Source organism: Cloacibacterium sp. (assembly GCF_047601505.1).
GTDB lineage: Bacteria > Bacteroidota > Bacteroidia > Flavobacteriales > Weeksellaceae > Cloacibacterium.
On the sequence record NZ_JASGJD010000001.1, the window covers coordinates 3,360,960 to 3,377,457 of the forward strand.

The 16,498-nt window shown below is 31.0% G+C and carries 13 protein-coding genes, 2 tRNA genes and 1 pseudogene; 8 read left to right on the plus strand and 8 right to left on the minus strand.

All coding sequences use genetic code 11. The features are described from left to right. Window positions 1-26: 26 nt before the first annotated feature. From QM746_RS15155 to QM746_RS15170, 4 genes are all read left to right on the plus strand, one after another. A complete protein-coding gene (locus QM746_RS15155; RefSeq protein WP_414984987.1) occupies window positions 27-647 on the plus strand; it encodes a hypothetical protein in 621 nt (206 codons plus the stop codon). 1 nt (window position 648) lies between these two features. After that, complete coding sequence (locus tag QM746_RS15160) at window positions 649-1,152, plus strand: hypothetical protein (protein WP_414984988.1); 504 nt, start codon at window positions 649-651, stop codon at window positions 1,150-1,152. A gap of 246 nt (window positions 1,153-1,398) precedes the next feature. Next, window positions 1,399-1,923, plus strand: coding sequence for a carbohydrate-binding domain-containing protein (locus QM746_RS15165; RefSeq protein WP_414984989.1), 525 nt, complete (start codon window positions 1,399-1,401; stop codon window positions 1,921-1,923). Then, window positions 1,901-2,923 carry a carbohydrate-binding domain-containing protein gene (locus tag QM746_RS15170; protein ID WP_414985163.1) on the plus strand — a complete coding sequence of 341 codons (1,023 nt, stop codon included), beginning with the start codon at window positions 1,901-1,903 and terminating at the stop codon, window positions 2,921-2,923. Before QM746_RS15165 ends, QM746_RS15170 begins: the two co-directional genes overlap by 23 nt. 53 nt (window positions 2,924-2,976) lie before the next feature. Here the strand turns inward: QM746_RS15170 and QM746_RS15175 are convergent, their stop codons facing one another. The 5 genes and pseudogenes from QM746_RS15175 to QM746_RS15195 form a co-directional block, all read right to left on the minus strand. Beyond that, a complete protein-coding gene (locus QM746_RS15175; protein WP_414984990.1) occupies window positions 2,977-5,361 on the minus strand; it encodes an outer membrane beta-barrel protein in 2,385 nt (794 codons plus the stop codon). A gap of 192 nt (window positions 5,362-5,553) precedes the next feature. Beyond that, window positions 5,554-5,626: transfer RNA gene (locus QM746_RS15180), tRNA-Phe, on the minus strand. Between the two features lie 66 nt (window positions 5,627-5,692). Continuing rightward, window positions 5,693-5,765 (minus strand) — tRNA-Phe (locus QM746_RS15185). 112 nt (window positions 5,766-5,877) lie between these two features. Then, window positions 5,878-7,696 (minus strand): annotated as a pseudogene (locus tag QM746_RS15190) (lysophospholipid acyltransferase family protein). An 8-nt stretch (window positions 7,697-7,704) separates the two neighbouring features. Further along, entirely contained in the window at window positions 7,705-8,943 is a 1,239-nt protein-coding gene (locus QM746_RS15195; protein WP_414984991.1) for an aspartate kinase, read from the minus strand. 127 nt (window positions 8,944-9,070) lie between these two features. Between QM746_RS15195 and fbp the strand changes: the two genes are divergently transcribed. From fbp to menC, 3 genes are all read left to right on the plus strand, one after another. Next, entirely contained in the window at window positions 9,071-10,087 is a 1,017-nt protein-coding gene (fbp, locus tag QM746_RS15200) for a class 1 fructose-bisphosphatase (RefSeq protein WP_374362129.1), read from the plus strand. A gap of 83 nt (window positions 10,088-10,170) precedes the next feature. Then, a complete protein-coding gene (locus tag QM746_RS15205; RefSeq protein WP_414984992.1) occupies window positions 10,171-10,380 on the plus strand; it encodes a PLDc N-terminal domain-containing protein in 210 nt (69 codons plus the stop codon). A gap of 3 nt (window positions 10,381-10,383) precedes the next feature. Further along, window positions 10,384-11,415, plus strand: coding sequence for an o-succinylbenzoate synthase (gene menC, locus QM746_RS15210; protein ID WP_414984993.1), 1,032 nt, complete (start codon window positions 10,384-10,386; stop codon window positions 11,413-11,415). A gap of 162 nt (window positions 11,416-11,577) precedes the next feature. On the opposite strand, the gene QM746_RS15215 is transcribed toward menC, so the two are convergent. The 3 genes from QM746_RS15215 to QM746_RS15225 all read right to left on the minus strand — a co-directional run bounded on the left by QM746_RS15215 (window position 11,578) and on the right by QM746_RS15225 (window position 14,546). Next, the gene (locus QM746_RS15215) at window positions 11,578-12,360 is read right to left on the minus strand and encodes a sensor histidine kinase (protein WP_414984994.1); all 783 of its coding nucleotides are present in this window, start codon (window positions 12,358-12,360) and stop codon (window positions 11,578-11,580) included. Window positions 12,361-13,041: 681 nt separating this feature from the next. Then, the gene (locus tag QM746_RS15220; RefSeq protein WP_414984995.1) at window positions 13,042-13,896 is read right to left on the minus strand and encodes a hypothetical protein; all 855 of its coding nucleotides are present in this window, start codon (window positions 13,894-13,896) and stop codon (window positions 13,042-13,044) included. A 20-nt stretch (window positions 13,897-13,916) separates the two neighbouring features. Then, window positions 13,917-14,546, minus strand: a complete 630-nt coding sequence (locus tag QM746_RS15225) for a response regulator (RefSeq protein ID WP_414984996.1) — start codon at window positions 14,544-14,546, stop codon at window positions 13,917-13,919. Window positions 14,547-14,790: 244 nt separating this feature from the next. Here QM746_RS15225 and QM746_RS15230 point away from each other — a divergent pair, with 244 nt between their 5' ends. Beyond that, window positions 14,791-16,470, plus strand: a complete 1,680-nt coding sequence (locus tag QM746_RS15230; protein ID WP_414984997.1) for a glutamine--tRNA ligase/YqeY domain fusion protein — start codon at window positions 14,791-14,793, stop codon at window positions 16,468-16,470. Window positions 16,471-16,498 lie beyond the last annotated feature (28 nt).

Genomic DNA, 16,498 nt, shown 5'->3' on the forward strand with positions numbered 1-16,498 from the left:
AAAATTAAATTAAAAAAACAATAAAAATGTTAATACAAACCCCTTCTATTATTTTTAAAAATGATTTTAGAAAATGGTATTCTTCTGAAAACCTACAACATTGCGAAATTATTAGTGAAAAAAATTTAAAAGTTCAAGAATTTTTATTAAAAGAATTCTCCCTCACAGAAATTGAAATTAAGCCCAATTATATTACGCTTATCATCCCTCTTTACGGATTAATTAAAATCAACGAAAAAATTGTTTCTGCAAACGAAGTTTTTAGTATAAAACCATCTGAAAACAAAAGTATTACTATAAAAAATCTATTAGATACAGCATCTAATTATTCAATTATTGAAATAAAAGACGAAAAAGAACTTACTTTCGAAAATTTTTCTGAAATTAATGTACTTAGAAATGCTCTTTCAAAAATTTCAAATCATCTAAAAACGCCTAATTATATTGGAATTTTTGATGGAAGAGAAGAAATTCAATTTCACTTAGAAAATCATCAAAATAAAATTTTTGCAATGGTTTTAAATGGTGCTTTTGAGATTCAGAACAGATTATTAGAAAACAGAGATGCCATAATTCTTTGGGAAATAACCGAACTGGAATTTGAAGCATTGAGTGAAAACGCATTGATTATTTTTTTTGAAATATAAAATGATGAAAGCTAAAATAAGACTTGCATTTAGAATTACTATTGATCAAAACTCTGAACATCTTTGGGACAAATATGTCTTCGAAGACACTTATAATGAATACAGAATACAGCATCAGGTATTTAATTCAAACGAAAAACCTGTAAATTACTATTGGGAATTGTTGGCTCAAAATCCCAATGCTTATAAAATTCCATTTCTATTGAGTGCTGCTTCCGAAAATTACATAAAACAACTTAATGGCGAAATAAAAAGCCTTCCAGATGTACTTGGTAACCAATTTTTCACATTCGAAAATTACAAATTAGATTTGGTAAGCGCTCATCTTAACGACGCATCTAAATTTAAAATCGGAATCACTTTTTTTAGCAAAAAACTTCTATTGATTGATATAATTGATCAAAAATTTTTACTCTCCGAAAATCTGAACAAAGAGGAAGTGCTTTCTACTTATATGATGGCTTTTCATCCTCAAATAAGCATCTGCGAATACGAAAAAATATAGAGATTATTTTCCCCGACAAAAAAAGTGCATTTACCTCATTTTTTTGTTATTCAACTATTTTAAAACCAACTTTGTTATACAAATTTAGCCTTAAAAAATTAAAAATAGAATTTCCTTACACTCTTTTTCTAACTTAAATTCACAGTAAAATATGAGATTATAATTATTCTTTTTGTTCAAAAAAACCATCAAGATAATTCTTGAAAACTTCAACAGTATGTAGTAAAACTTAAAACTTTTATTTATATGAATACCCTGAATAAATTAAAAATGATTATGTCTCTTATGGTAATTATTACCATAAATGTAGCTTGCTCTCGTGATTCTGACTCTAGTGACTCTTCGTCTAGTACGAGTAGCTCTGCTGTTACAATTACGAATACTACTTCATCTGGCACAGCAGAAGGCGATACCGCTATTAATGGTAGCAATTCTGATGATTTAATAGAAAACGAAACCTTCAGCTCAACTATTAACATTGCTTTTTCTGGTACATCTGCCACAATTACTGGTTCTGCAACTGGTGTTACAATTACCAATAACGGAGCAAATGTTGTAGTAAATTCTACCGTTTCTGGTATAGAATACGTACTCTCTGGCGCAAGTACTGCTGGCTCTCTTAAAGTTTATAGCACAAAAAAATATAAACTTACTCTAAATGGAGTTACTTTAACAAGTACAGACGGTCCTGCACTAAATTTACAATCTAGTAAAAGAGCATTTATCATCTTAAATACAGGAACAACCAATAACCTTTACAGATACTACTAATTATACTACAACCTACAATTCTGCTGGTGAAGAAGAAGATTTAAAAGGAACAATTTTCAGCGAAGGACAATTAATTTTTAGTGGTACTGGTACTCTAAATGTAACCGGAAAATACAAACATGCAATAGCAAGTGATGATTATATTAGAGTAAGAGATGGTGTAATAAAAGTAACAGCAGCAGCTACAGATGCTATACATACTAATGATGCTTTTGTGATGGATGGAGGAGAATTAAATCTAACCTCTTCTAGCGACGGAATTGAAGTAGAAGAAGGTTACATGGTCTTCAACAGTGGTACTACTACTATTAATTCATCTGGTGACGGTATCGCTGCTTCTTATGATACAGACGCTACCATTGATCCTTACATTGTTATAAATGGTGGTAATTTTACAATAAATGCTTCGGAAGAAGGTATAGAAAGTAAAACAAGACTTACTATCAATGATGGAACTTTTTACATCAAAACGACAGATGATGCCATTAACGCAGGTGATGCAATCTATATCAACGGTGGAAATATCTACGCCTATAGTACAACTAACGATGGAATAGATTCTAACGGAACACTTACCATAACTGGAGGAAAAACCATCGCAATAGGTGCTTCTGCTCCAGAAGCAAGTTTTGATTGTGACCAAAACACTTTCAAAATTACAGGAGGTTCTATTGTAGGAATTGCAGGAGACACCAGCAAACCTACCACAAATGTTACCACTCAACCTACTGTAATCTTAGGAAGCGGTAGTGCAAATACAATTGTACATGTACAATCTTCAGATGGTACAGAAGCTTTAACGTTCTTAGCACCAAAATCTTTTACAAAATTAATTTTCTCTAATGCCAAATTAAGCACAGGAAAAACATACAAAATATACAAAGGAGGTACTGTAAGCAATGGGACAGATTTCAATGGTTTATACCTTACCGGAAGCTATAGCGGAGGAACACAATCTAGCTCTTTTACAGTAAATTCTATGCTTACAACCGTTAATTAAAAAACACAAATCAAATATACATAGAGCTAGTTTTAAAACATTAGCTCTTTTTATTAATTCGCTCTATTTTTTTCTTCGTCGTTGCTTTTGTTTATTGTTTTATTCTTAATATTAGAATTTCCAAAAGAATATTTCACCGAAATTCTTACAGATTGTCTATCTTCATAATTTTTGAATGTACTTTTAATTCCTGAAAAATATGTGGTATTTTGTACTTTCAACGTTCTTAAAAGATCGTCACCATAAATTGAAATAGACAGTTGTTTTTTCAAGAATAAAGTCTTTAATCCAATTCCTAAATTAGACATTGTTTTCATTTTATAAGGTCCATAATATTCTGGCAGTTGCAACCAATAATCTAAAGACAGTGAAATTGTTTTTTCTTTATTCAGAATAAATGTGTTAGAAGTCTCGAAAAACATGCTCCAACCATTATAATTATCAATATACTCTGGAAACAAAGATTTAATTTTCTTATAATAAGCACTCATGCTGTTACTGCTTTCTAGCCATTTCCATTTTTGAAATGTGTAAGATTGATTAATTCCAAAATTAAGCTCATTAAAAGCGTTTTCGTATTTAGTTCTGTTATTGATATTGTCTTTATTAATGTAATTAATCTGTTCATTTACATCATCACTTTTACTTAGATATAAAGAAGTATTCCAATTGTCTTTGTGCGTGAAATTTAATTCAAAATTATTGGTAAAAGAAGGTAGCAAGAAAGGATTTCCTTGTGTAACAGAATAAGGATTTATATACCTTACAAAAGGATTAAGTCTTCTATACGAAGGACGACTAATTCTTTTATTATAATTTACAGAAAAAGAATTATTTTCGTTGGGTTTGTAAAGTAGATAAACGGTAGGGAAAATTTTTAGATATTTATCCTCATGCACTTCTGATAGCGTTTCAGACTCTCCTCTAGCATTAGTATTTTCTAAGCGAACTCCAAGCTGAGCATCCCATTTCCCCATTTTTTTACTTCCAGATATGTAAACAGCTTGTTGCTGCTCTTGATAATTAAATACATCACTTCTATTAGGCTGATAAATAGCTTCTCCAGAAGACCAATCATAAAAATCTATTATGCTCTTGTTTTTAGTTTCAGAAATTTTACTTCCAAAATTAAGTTTAAGCCATTTTAAAGGAAATTCAAAATCTAATTTAGCCGATACATTATTAATTTTCTGATTGCTTTTATTATCTGCTGCGGTATAAGTTTTTAAATAATTTTCAGTAAGGTCTTCGTACTCGTTGGTCTCAAAAAACCTAGACTTTTTAGTATCGTAGTTAAAATAATCTAAATTAAAATCTATTTTCTTACCTAAAGAATCTATTTTATAAGTTGAGTGATAGTTTAAGCTATTACCGTTCTTTTTATCAAAAAGTCTAGATTCTGTGGTAATTAAATAATCTTTAGCCGAAAATATTTTGGTAATGTTATTATCCAAATTATCTGGAATATAAAAGTAATTCGTAAGATATTGAATTCCCATTGAAAGTTTTTTAGAAAACTCATAATCTAATCCAAAATTGAGATTAATATTATCTCCATATTTATCTCTCATCTTGCTTTTAGATTGGTATAATTTATCTGGATAGAAGATATTACTATCTTCCGTACGATAAAAATTAGTACCGTCACCATGAGAAGCAGAGGTATAAAGAGAAAGTTTGTTTTTGCTATATTTTACTGCAATACTTTCGTTGTAATCGCTATATTTTGATTGTGTATATGCTGTGGAAAGATTAACATTAAAAGAATTTTTTTTAGCTTCTTTCAATACAATATTTACAATTCCGCTATTTCCTTCCGCATCAAATTTTGCAGGAGGAGCTGTAATTACTTCTATACTTTTTATCTCATCAGAAGTAAGAGTTTTGAGATAATTAATTAAATCTTCACCAGAAAGTTGTAATAATTTATCATTCACCATTACCGAAAGTCCACTTTTACCAATCATTTTAATTTGGTCTTTATCTACTCTCAATCCTGGGGTTATTCTTAAAGCATCTAATCCGTTTCCGCCTTGTGCCGAAATAGAATTTTCAATATTAAAAACCAATCGGTCTGCTTTTCTCTCTATTAATTTTTTTGTTTTTAGGATATTAACTTCTTTTATTTCGACCTCCTTTATTTCGTTAACAGAAAAATTCTTCTTTATATTTCCGTTTACATTTAAATCTTCATTTAAAATCGTTTTTCCTTGGTAAATAATTTCGATATTGTAAACTCCATTTTCTGGTAATTTTATTAAAAAAACACCTTCAAAATCTGCAACAGTACTCTTTACAATTTTATCTTTGGTAGCAACTATAGAAACATAAGGAATTCTTTTACCATTATCATTACTTACAATACCACCAATTTTTTGAGCCTTAAAATTGATAAATAGGAAAACAAAAAACAGTAAAACATTGACTCTCTTCATCATTATTAGAAATTATAAGTTCAAAATTAGAAATATAAAAACTTGAATTAATTGTAAAATCTAGAAACATGATGAAAATCATCATTGAGTATTCAAAAACTGAAGAAAATTTAAAAAGAATACCCTAAAAATACATGTATATTAAAAAAATAATACAAAAACAAAAAACCACCCATTAAAATGAGTGGCTTAAAGTGGTTTCTCCAGGAATCGAACCAGGGACACACGGATTTTCAGTCCGTTGCTCTACCAACTGAGCTAAGAAACCTTAAAGGTTGTTTTGCAATTTTTTACTAAAACTTTTAAATAATAAAAGTAAAATAAAAAATAAAAGTGGTTTCTCCAGGAATCGAACCAGGGACACACGGATTTTCAGTCCGTTGCTCTACCAACTGAGCTAAGAAACCAATTTAGCTTTAGTTTTTAAAGTGGTGCAAAAATAAAGACTTTTTTCACACCATGCAAGTATTTATCCTTTAAATTTAATCAAATCAGTAAAACAATTGATTTTCAAGGGTATTATTTTTCTGTTTCTTTCAAGTGTTCGCTCATTTCTTCTAAAACAGGTCTTATTGTACTTTCTGGAAGGTCGCTAATTCTAATATACATTAATCCATCTATAGCATCATTGAAGTTAGGATCTACATTAAAAGCGATAACCTTAGCATTTTGCTTTATATATTTTTTAATAAGCACAGGAAGTCTCATTTGAGGCTCAAAATCATCAATAAGTTTATCAAACTTATTCAAATCATTATCTAATCCTTCGAAAAACAGATTTTTATCCTTTTCCCTAAGCCTTACTTTATAATCATTTTTTGGATGCACATATTGAGCCACAACAGAGTCATAGTAATGAGAACGCATAAACTCTATCATCAAAGATTTAGAAAAATCTGAAAATCTATTGCTAATGCTTACCCCTCCCATCAAAAATTTATGTTCAGGATTTCTAAGGCAAACATGTACAATACCTCTCCAAAGTAAAAATAAAGGCAACGGTTTTTGTTGATATTCCGCGGTAATATAAGCTCTTCCCATTTCTATTACTTTTCTAAAAAATGGGCGTAATTCTTGGTCGAATTCAAATAAAGAACTAATGTAAAATCCTTCAATACCATATTGTTTCATCACCTGAGCTCCAAGCGCCATTCTGTAAGCTCCACCAATTTTTTTGGCGGCATTATCCCACAAAATTAAATGATGATAATGTTGATCGTACTTATCCAAATCGAAAGGCAAATTGGTACCTTCTCCTACTCCTCTAAAAGTAAGTTCTCTTTGCCTACCAATTTCCCTCATTAGCGACGGAATAAGGTCGTATTCGGTGAAATAAACCTCATAATTTCCGTTAGCAAAAAGCATTTTGTCTTTAGCTTTAAGATTTTCTATATCTTTTAGTAAATCTTCAACAGGCGTTTCGTCTATAATATTTTGCACCACTTCTTCTTGCCTCAGAGGGAATTTAAGTGGCAGATTAGACAATTTAAAAAGTTCTGTAATAGATTTCCTTCTCTCATAATAAGACCTCATCATATAGACTTTTTTTCGCAAAAAATCTCCCATTTCTCTAGCATCATCACAATCTTCAATAATTTTTGTGCTTACAGGCTTTCCTATTCTTATTCTGATGGGCTTATCTCTTTTTTTAAGCATTTCGGAAGGAAGCATAAGTGTTTGCAAATCTGGATGAATCTTTGCGATATTGTAAAAAGTTCTAGAATTTTTAGCATGAAAATAAAAAGGCACAACAGGTACTTTAGCTTTTTTAATTAATTTCAAAGCCGTTAGTTCCCATTGTTTATCTAAAACCTCACCTGTTTCATTATTTTTATTAGAAACTTCACCAGCAGGAAAAATCCCGATACAACCACCATCTTTTAGATGTTTCAATGTATCTCGCATTCCTCCCAAACTGCTATACGCTTCCTTTCTTTCTTCAAAAGGATTAACTGGAATTACAAAATCTTTAATGGGTTCTATTTTCTGAATAAGAAAATTGCCCATTATTTTGAAATCGGGTCTTATTTCTGTGAGAATTTTACACATCAAAATTCCATCGATAGCACCAAGCGGATGATTGGCGACCAATATAAATGGACCCGTTTTAGGAATTTTTGCCAAATCTTCTTCGTATGCTATATAATGAACATCTAGTTCTTTAAGAAAAGCATCGAAAAAAATCTTTGCCTTGGGTATTTTTTATTTTATCATAAAGCTTGTTTACACCATCTAGTTTCACTAGCTTCATCATAGTAGCAGCAATGGGCTTCTTAAGAAATCCAAACTTAGAAAGCCCTGCAGCTTTTATAAGGTCTTGTTTTGAAATGAGGGTCATTAGTAGTATTAGTTTGTAACAATTTGTACCGTTTGTTTTGAAATTTGCTCTAGTAAAACTTTCTTATTTTCATAGAATTTAGAAAGTTCGTCTAAGTTAGCATTTCTTACGGTATAAAGCGAAACATTTTTTACTAAATCTGTATTGAATTTTAAATTCAACTCCTCATTTACTACATCTATTTTACCAAATTTATCTTCTAAGCAAAGAGCTAAAGAAATCGCCGAGTTTTGCATCAGAGAAACCTTTACCTTATGTTTTGCCAAAAGATTGAATATCTGACTGATATGATCCTCAGCAATAAAAGAGAAATCTCTCGTCGAAATATTAATTAAAACCTGATTTTCTTTTAAAATATAACTTTCTTCGCTTTGGTTTTTATCAGAATTCCCCACTTTAGTACCTGGTTTCATAGGCTCTACGAATGATTTAACGTAGAAAGGAATATTTTTTTGCTTAAGCGGTTGCAATGTTTTCGGGTGAATAACAGATGCTCCATAATAAGCCATTTCTATTGCTTCTTCGTAAGAAATATTAGAAAGCAATGTTACATTTTCGAATTTTCTTGGGTCGCCAGTCATTACACCAGGAACATCTTTCCAAATCGTCATTGCATCTGCATTAAGACAATAGGCAAAAATTGCAGCAGAATAATCTGAACCTTCTCTACCAAGAGTTACAGTAAAATTATTATCTTCAGAACCTATAAAACCTTGTGTAACGTATGATTGTTCTTTGTTAAGTTTAGCCACATTAGCTTCTGTTTCTTGCCAATTTACCACACCTTCTCTGTAAGAATCATCTGTTTTCACATAATCTCTGGCATCTAGCCAAGAGTTTGCAAAACCTATATCATTAAGAAAATCGCTTAAGATTTTAGACGAAATCATTTCGCCACAACTTACTACTTGATCATAAACAAAGTTATAATTTGGTGATTTATTTCTTCTAAGAAAAGCTTCCAAATCATCAAAAAACAATGCTACCTCTCCAAAAATGGAATGATTATCCGCAAAAAGTCCTTTAGTAATTTCTAGGTGAGACTGTTTTATCTTCTCGATTTCACTATGGAAATCTTCCTTCTTAAAGTAATATTCTACTACTTTTTCAAGAGCATTGGTGGTCTTTCCCATTGCAGAAACTACCAATAGACACTTCTCAAAACCTTGAGATTCTAACACTTTAGCTACATTTTTTACGCTATCAGCATCTTTCACAGATGCTCCTCCAAATTTAAAAATTTTCATTGTTGTACCTTATAACATTTCAAACCTTCAAATTTATTAAATTATTTTCAAATGTTTCTGTTTAAATTTCATGATGAAAATTGGCAAATTTTTACGAAATTTACAACTAACCAAAAAAACAAAAATCATGTCTGAGCAAACATTCCGCACATTGGGCGAATTCATTATCGAGAAACAAGAAGATTTTAAATATTCATCTGGAGAATTATCAAGATTAATTAGCGCCATAAGACTTGCTTCCAAAGTTGTAAACCGAGAAGTAAACAAAGCCGGAATCGCCAATATTATCGGACAAGTGGGCAACCAAAATATACAAGGCGAAGACCAACAAAAACTAGATGTTCTTGCCAATAATATTTTTATTGAAGCTCTTTCTCAGCGAGAAGTTGTTTGCGGAATTGCTTCCGAAGAAAGCGACGATTTTATCGAAATTAAAGCAACCAATAACGCCCACCTTAGCAAATATGTGGTTTTAATAGACCCTTTAGATGGTTCTTCTAACATTGATGTAAATGTTTCTGTAGGAACTATTTTTTCTATCTACAGGCGTGTAACAGAACCAGGAACGCCAGTGCAAATGGAAGATTTTTTACAAAAAGGTATAAAACAAGTTGCCGCTGGTTACATTGTTTATGGTTCTTCTACCATGATTGTTTACACCACAGGAAACGGCGTAAATGGTTTCACTTTAGACCCTTCTATTGGAACGTACTATCTTTCTCATCCCAATATTAAAATCCCAACCGTTGGAAAAATATATTCTATAAACGAAGGAAACTACATCAAATTTCCTCAAGGTGTGAAAGATTATATAAAATATTGCCAATTAGAAGAAGAAGACAGACCTTACACTTCAAGATACATTGGCTCTTTAGTATCTGATTTTCATAGAAATATGATAAAAGGAGGCATCTATATTTACCCTTCTACTTCTCATTCTCCAAAAGGAAAACTCAGACTTTTGTACGAATGCAACCCTATCGCTTTGATAGCAGAACAAGCAGGCGGAAAATGCAGCGACGGCTTTAAAAGAATATTAGAAATTCAGCCAACAGAACTTCACCAGAGAGTTCCTTTTTTCTGTGGAAGTGCAGCAATGGTAACCAAAGCAGAAGAATTTATGGCAAAAAATATAAATTCTTAGTACTTTTCCAAATTGAAAATTCGCAAAATGAACTGTAGTTTTATGATTTTATTGTAATTTTAATCAAAATTTTTTATAAAAATATGTTTTTAAGTCTTTCAGCAATTTACCTTATCATTGTATCGGTATTTTTATTCTTACCAACTTTGCTTTGGATTATCGCTTTGGTAGATATTTTAAAAAGCAATTTTAAAGACTCAAATAATAAAATACTTTGGGTTTTAGTAGTGATATTACTTCCGGTAATTGGTTCAATTTTGTACTTTATTATTGGAAAAAACCAGAAAATATAATTGATGCAAGCAAAATTTAAGAAATACGACCTCAACTTTAAACAAGCAAGTGGGACTTCTAGAGGAATTTTAACCGAAAAAGAAACTTATATTTTAGAAATTTCAGACGGAGACAAAAAAGGAATTGGAGAATGTGCTATTTTCCGTGGTTTAAGTTACGACGACGTTCCTGAATATGAAGAAAAACTAATTTGGCTTTGCGAGAACATCAATAACGATGCTGAATTTTTAAAATCTGAACTCAAACATTTTCCTTCCATCATTTTTGGATTAGAACAAGCGCTTCTCAATCTGAAATATGGCAAAGATTTATACTTCCCAAGTGATTTTACAGACGGAAAAGATTCTATAAAAATAAATGGACTTATCTGGATGGGAAATGCAGATTTCATGCAAAAACAAATTGAAGAAAAACTAGAAAAAGGCTTCAATTGCATCAAATTAAAAATAGGAGTAGATTGGGAATCTGAAAAAAAAGTGATTCAAAAACTTAGAGAAAAATTTCCTGCAGAAGTTATAGAATTAAGAGTTGACGCCAATGGAGCATTCAGTTTTGATGAAGCCAAAATCGTTTTACAAGAATTAGCCGAACTCAAAATTCATTCTATAGAACAACCGATAAAGAAGTCCGAAGTCCGAAATCTGAAGTCTGAAGATTCTATGATGGCGAGATTATGCTCAGAAACACCAACTCCTATTGCGCTAGACGAAGAACTTATAGGTATTGTAGATTTTGAAGAAAAAAAGAAACTTTTAGAGCTTATAAAACCTCAATACATTATTCTGAAACCGGCATTAGTTGGCGGTTTTTCTGGCAGTGACGAATGGATTTCTATTGCCGAAAGTTTAAATATTGGCTGGTGGATTACTTCTGCTCTTGAAAGCAACATTGGACTAAACGCTATTTGTCAATACACTTATACCAAGAAAAATCCTTTGCCTCAAGGTTTAGGAACAGGCGCACTTTTCATCAATAATTTTGAAACAAATCTACATTTGGAAGGCGACAAAATGTGGTACAAAAAAAAACAATAATTAATTTGCGAAAAACATAAAAAAACAGTGACTTTCTATGAGAGCCACTGTTGTATTTCCATCATTTGTGTGTTTAAGACTAAGCTTCCGCGATTATGTTTTTTGATGAGACAAAATTAGCGTTAGTTTAATTACCGCGCAATTACACTTTTGTGTAATATCTTAAACATACGTCACAAATTTTAGGGTTAAACCATTTTCAGAACTAGAAATTTGGCACTCACCTCCTACATCTTTCATCCTTTTTTGCATATTTTGAAGTCCGTAACCAGAAGAAGACTTCTCACTGATTCCCAAGCCGTTATCAATAATTTGCATGGTAAACATCTCATTATTGTTAAGACTAAACAAAATATTAATTTCAGAAGCTTTGCTGTGTTTATAGATATTATTAAAAGCTTCTTTGGCACAGAGAAAAAGATTTCTACGTACTTCTGAATTCAATTTGGTTTCTAGCGAATAAACCGCTCTTTTTACTGTAATTTTAATATCTGTTTTTTTGAAAAAATTCTCTGCATATTGTGCTACATATTGCATAAAATTTACCAGATTATCATTATCAGAATTCAAACTCCAAAGCATTTCTCGCATAGAAAGATTCATTTCTCCTGCAGTTTTCAACAAATCATCTACATCTGCTTTTATCATTTCGTCTTCTACTTTTTGCTTAATAAATTCGGCTTGAAGTTTTAAAGCAGAAATTCCCGCTCCCAAATCATCGTGCATATCGTGAGAGATACGTTCTCTTTCTTCCTGAACTTTCTTTTGTATTTCTAATTCTTTCTCTAAAATTCCGTTTCTAAATTGAATTTCCTGAAGTAATTTTTCTTTTTGAAATACCAATTGTTTTTTCTTATAAACCATTACTACCATCACAATAAAACCTACAAACGTCATTAAAATAACGATTGCTATCAAAAACATAAGTTTTACTTGTTCTGGCATTTTGTTTATTTTAAAAATGATTAAATGATCTTAGCACATTATGGTTCACACATTTCAATCCTCTTAGATAAAGTAGATATGTTATAATATTGATTATATTAAAAAAATTAATAATACTTGATAAAAAATCTTTATCAATTTTACTTATATCATACATTGGATACATCCTAAAGAGAGCAAAAGTGCTCCATATCAATAAAGCACAACTTACCCAAAAAGCTTGTTTGTCTGTAATTTTTTGCTCATCAGTATGATTAATAATATACCAAAACCATTGCAAAACAATAAAAAGTTGATACACAATTAAAACCAACAAAGAGCTGGTTGATATCGTTAAATCACCTGCTTTAATTTGAAAATAAGCAACAAAAAAAATGGATAATAATGATGCAAAAATCAATAAAATTCTATTTAAACCATCTTTATAATCTTGAATAAAAAAATAAGTAAAATAGCAGATTGTAACAAAAAACAGAGGGAAGTAAAAATAAAACTGGTCTATTTTAAAAAACAACCTAATATAATATCCAAAATTATCTACTAGAAAAACAGAAATCATATATAGAAAAAAGTATCTTTGCTTTTTCCCATATTTTTTCCAAAATAGTAAATAAAAAGAATACAGCATGGTTATTAAAACAACCATATCAAATGAATACTGTATAATTTCACTAATCTTCATTACGGACATTGAGTTGGACACAAACGACTCATATCATCTCCAGACAAACTGTTAATATCTTCACCACTAAGATTTTCGCAATCTGTTATAAAAGTCATTTGCCCAGCAGTATCTTCAGTAAAAGCAGACAATCTACTAGACAAAATTTTAATTTGTCCTTTGCTTACAAAATCTGGTACATTAACCCATTGTGCCAAAGTAATTTTGAACTTACCAATATCTTTTCTATTGTCTAATTTTTCTTTGTAAGCCAACAAATCAGACTTAGCTAAATGTACAGACAATGTATTTCCCTGAGACCCTTTTACAAAATGGTCTATCTCTGGTTTTATATTGGTTTTATAATCTTGAAACATTGTATTAAAGTCTGCTTCTGAGACTTCTACAGCGTCTTTTATAGAAAGTACAGCGTACGTTTTACCAGTAATATTGTTACCATCTTTATCTAAATAATAATACAACATATACAAGCTGCCATCGAATTTATATAATTCTTTGTATTTGTTTGGGAATTTACTTTTATTAAATTGAACAAAGCTAAATACAACTTTTTCTGCATTTTCGGGTAAATTATCAATCATGCTCAGATAATTTTCTTTGGTAATGTAGAAAGATTTAACGTTTTTAGAATTCAGTTTTTTCAGTTCTACATACGTTTCAGCATCAAAAGACTTTCTCATTGCCGAATCTAATTTTGCAGGCATAGGAATGTGTGCCAAAGGATCTTCTGAAGAATTAGCAGTTTTTTCCAAGGAAATAAGATTTTGGGGAAATTTAGAATTTTTACTACAGCTTACAATAAAGAACATTGCACAAAATGCAACAATTCTCAAAAAAATTGTTCTTGTTTTCATTCGCGTTAATTATAGTTTAGTTAGTGTTTCTTCAATATATTGATTGCTTCAACTTTATTGTTAACATGTAGTTTTCTATAGATGTTACCAACGTGTTTTTTTACAGTGTCTATCGTGATGTCTTTTTTATCTGCAATTTCTTTATACAAAAGACCTTGTGCCAATAATTCTAATACTTCGTGTTCGGTTTTAGAAAGGTCGTTCAAATGGCTGTTAATTACAGATTTTTCTTCTCTGAAATAGTTTAAAACTCTTTTTGCAACGCCAAAACTCATAGGAGCTCCTCCACGGCTTACATCTTTGATGGATGTAATAATTCTATCCATACTTTCTCCTTTTATAAGATAACCAGCAGCTCCAAATTTAAGAGAATCATAGATATGATCATCATCTTCAAAACTTGTACACATCATAAAATGAGATTCTTCCATCAAAGGTTTTATTTTAGACATTACTTCAATGCCACTCATATCCGGAAGTTTTATATCCATCAAAATTACATCTGGCTTCAATGCTACAAGATTTACAATTGCCTCATTACCATTATAGAATTGCCCTACACAATGCAAATCTGCATCATAATCTATAATTTTTTTCAGAGCATTGTTATAATGCTTTTCGTCTTCTACTATTGCAACGTTTATTTTCATCTTCAAAACAAGTTAATTAACAAATATGAAAATAACCCTATTCTTGTACAATTACACTTTTGTGTAACGTTGTAAATTTATAAAAAAAAATAATTGAATGATAAAAATATAAAAATAAATACGATTTATGATTAAAAAATCAACAAATCAACAACTAAAAAAATTAACATTCTCATTTTAAGGCATAAATAGTTTAGAAAAATCTACTAATTTTCATAAATTTGCATTATTACAAGAATTGAATATGGAAGTAGAAGAAAAAAAACCGCTCAATTTTATCGAACAAATCATTGAAAATGATATTGAAAACGGGCTAGACTCATCTAAACTAAGATTCAGATTTCCTCCTGAACCGAATGGTTATTTGCACGTTGGTCATACAAAAGCAATATGCATTAATTTTGGTTTGGGCGAAAAATACGGAGCCCCGGTAAATTTAAGATTTGACGATACAAATCCCGAAAAAGAAGAACAAGAATTTGTAGATGCCATCAAAGAAGACATTAAATGGCTTGGCTTTAAATACGACAAAGAATTATACGCTTCAGACTACTTCCAGCAGCTATACGATTGGGCAATAGACCTTATAAAACAAGGCAAAGCTTATGTAGATGAACAACCTTCTGAATTAATTACAGAACAAAGAAAAAACCCTACAGAAGCTGGTATAGAATCGCCATTTAGAAACAGACCCACCGAAGAATCTTTAGATTTATTCGAGAAAATGAAAAATGGAGAATTCGAAGAAGGAGCTATGTCTCTAAGAGCAAAAATAGACATGACATCGCCAAACATGAACATGAGAGACCCTGTGATGTACAGAATTTTGAAAAGACCTCATCACAGAACTGGCGAAAAATGGAAAATCTATCCTATGTACGATTGGGCACATGGAGAATCTGATTATTTAGAACAAATTTCGCATTCGCTATGTTCTTTAGAATTCGAAAATCACAGACCGCTTTATGATTGGTATTTAGACCAAGTATACGAAGAAGGAAAAGTAAGAAATAAACAAAGAGAATTTGCAAGAATGAACGTTACTTACATGGTAACTTCTAAAAGAAAATTGCAAAGATTAGTTGCAGAAAACGTAGTAACAGGCTGGGACGACCCAAGAATGCCTACCATTTCTGGAATGAGAAGATTGGGTTATACACCAAAAGCCATTAGAGAATTTATAGACAGAGTAGGTGTTGCAAAACGCGAAAACCTCATCAATATTCAATTGTTAGAATTCTGTGTAAGAGAAGACCTTAATAAGATTTCTACAAGAGTAATGAGTGTGGTAAATCCTGTTAAATTAATTATAGAAAATTATCCTGAAGGCAAAGAAGAATGGCTGGAAACAGAAAACAATCCTGAAGACGAAAACGCAGGAACAAGAGAAGTACCATTCAGCAGAGAGCTTTACATTGAAAGAGAAGATTTCATGGAAGAAGCTCCTAAAAAGTTCTTCAGATTAACAATTGGTGGAGAAGTTCGTCTTAAATCTGCTTACATTATTAAAGCAACGAGAGTAGAAAAAGACGAAAATGGAGAAATCACTACCATTTTTGCTACTTACGACGAAGATTCTAAATCTGGAAGCGGTACAGAAGCAAGCATGAGAAAAGTAAAAGGAACTTTACACTGGGTTTCTGCAAAACACGCATTGCCAATAGATGTAAGAATCTACGACAGACTTTTCACGCACGAACAACCAGATGCCGAAAAGGAAACAGATTTTATGGAATTTGTAAATAAAGATTCTTTAAAAGTAATTAAAGGTTTTGCCGAGCCAAGTCTTAAAAATGCTAAAATAGAAGACCATTATCAGTTCCAAAGAATTGGTTATTTTGCTTTAGATAAAGATTCTACCGAAGACCAACTGGTTTTTAATAGAACGGTTACTCTAAAAGACAGTTTCAAACTAGAACAATAAAAAAGAAAGCTTCATCACTGCGATGAAG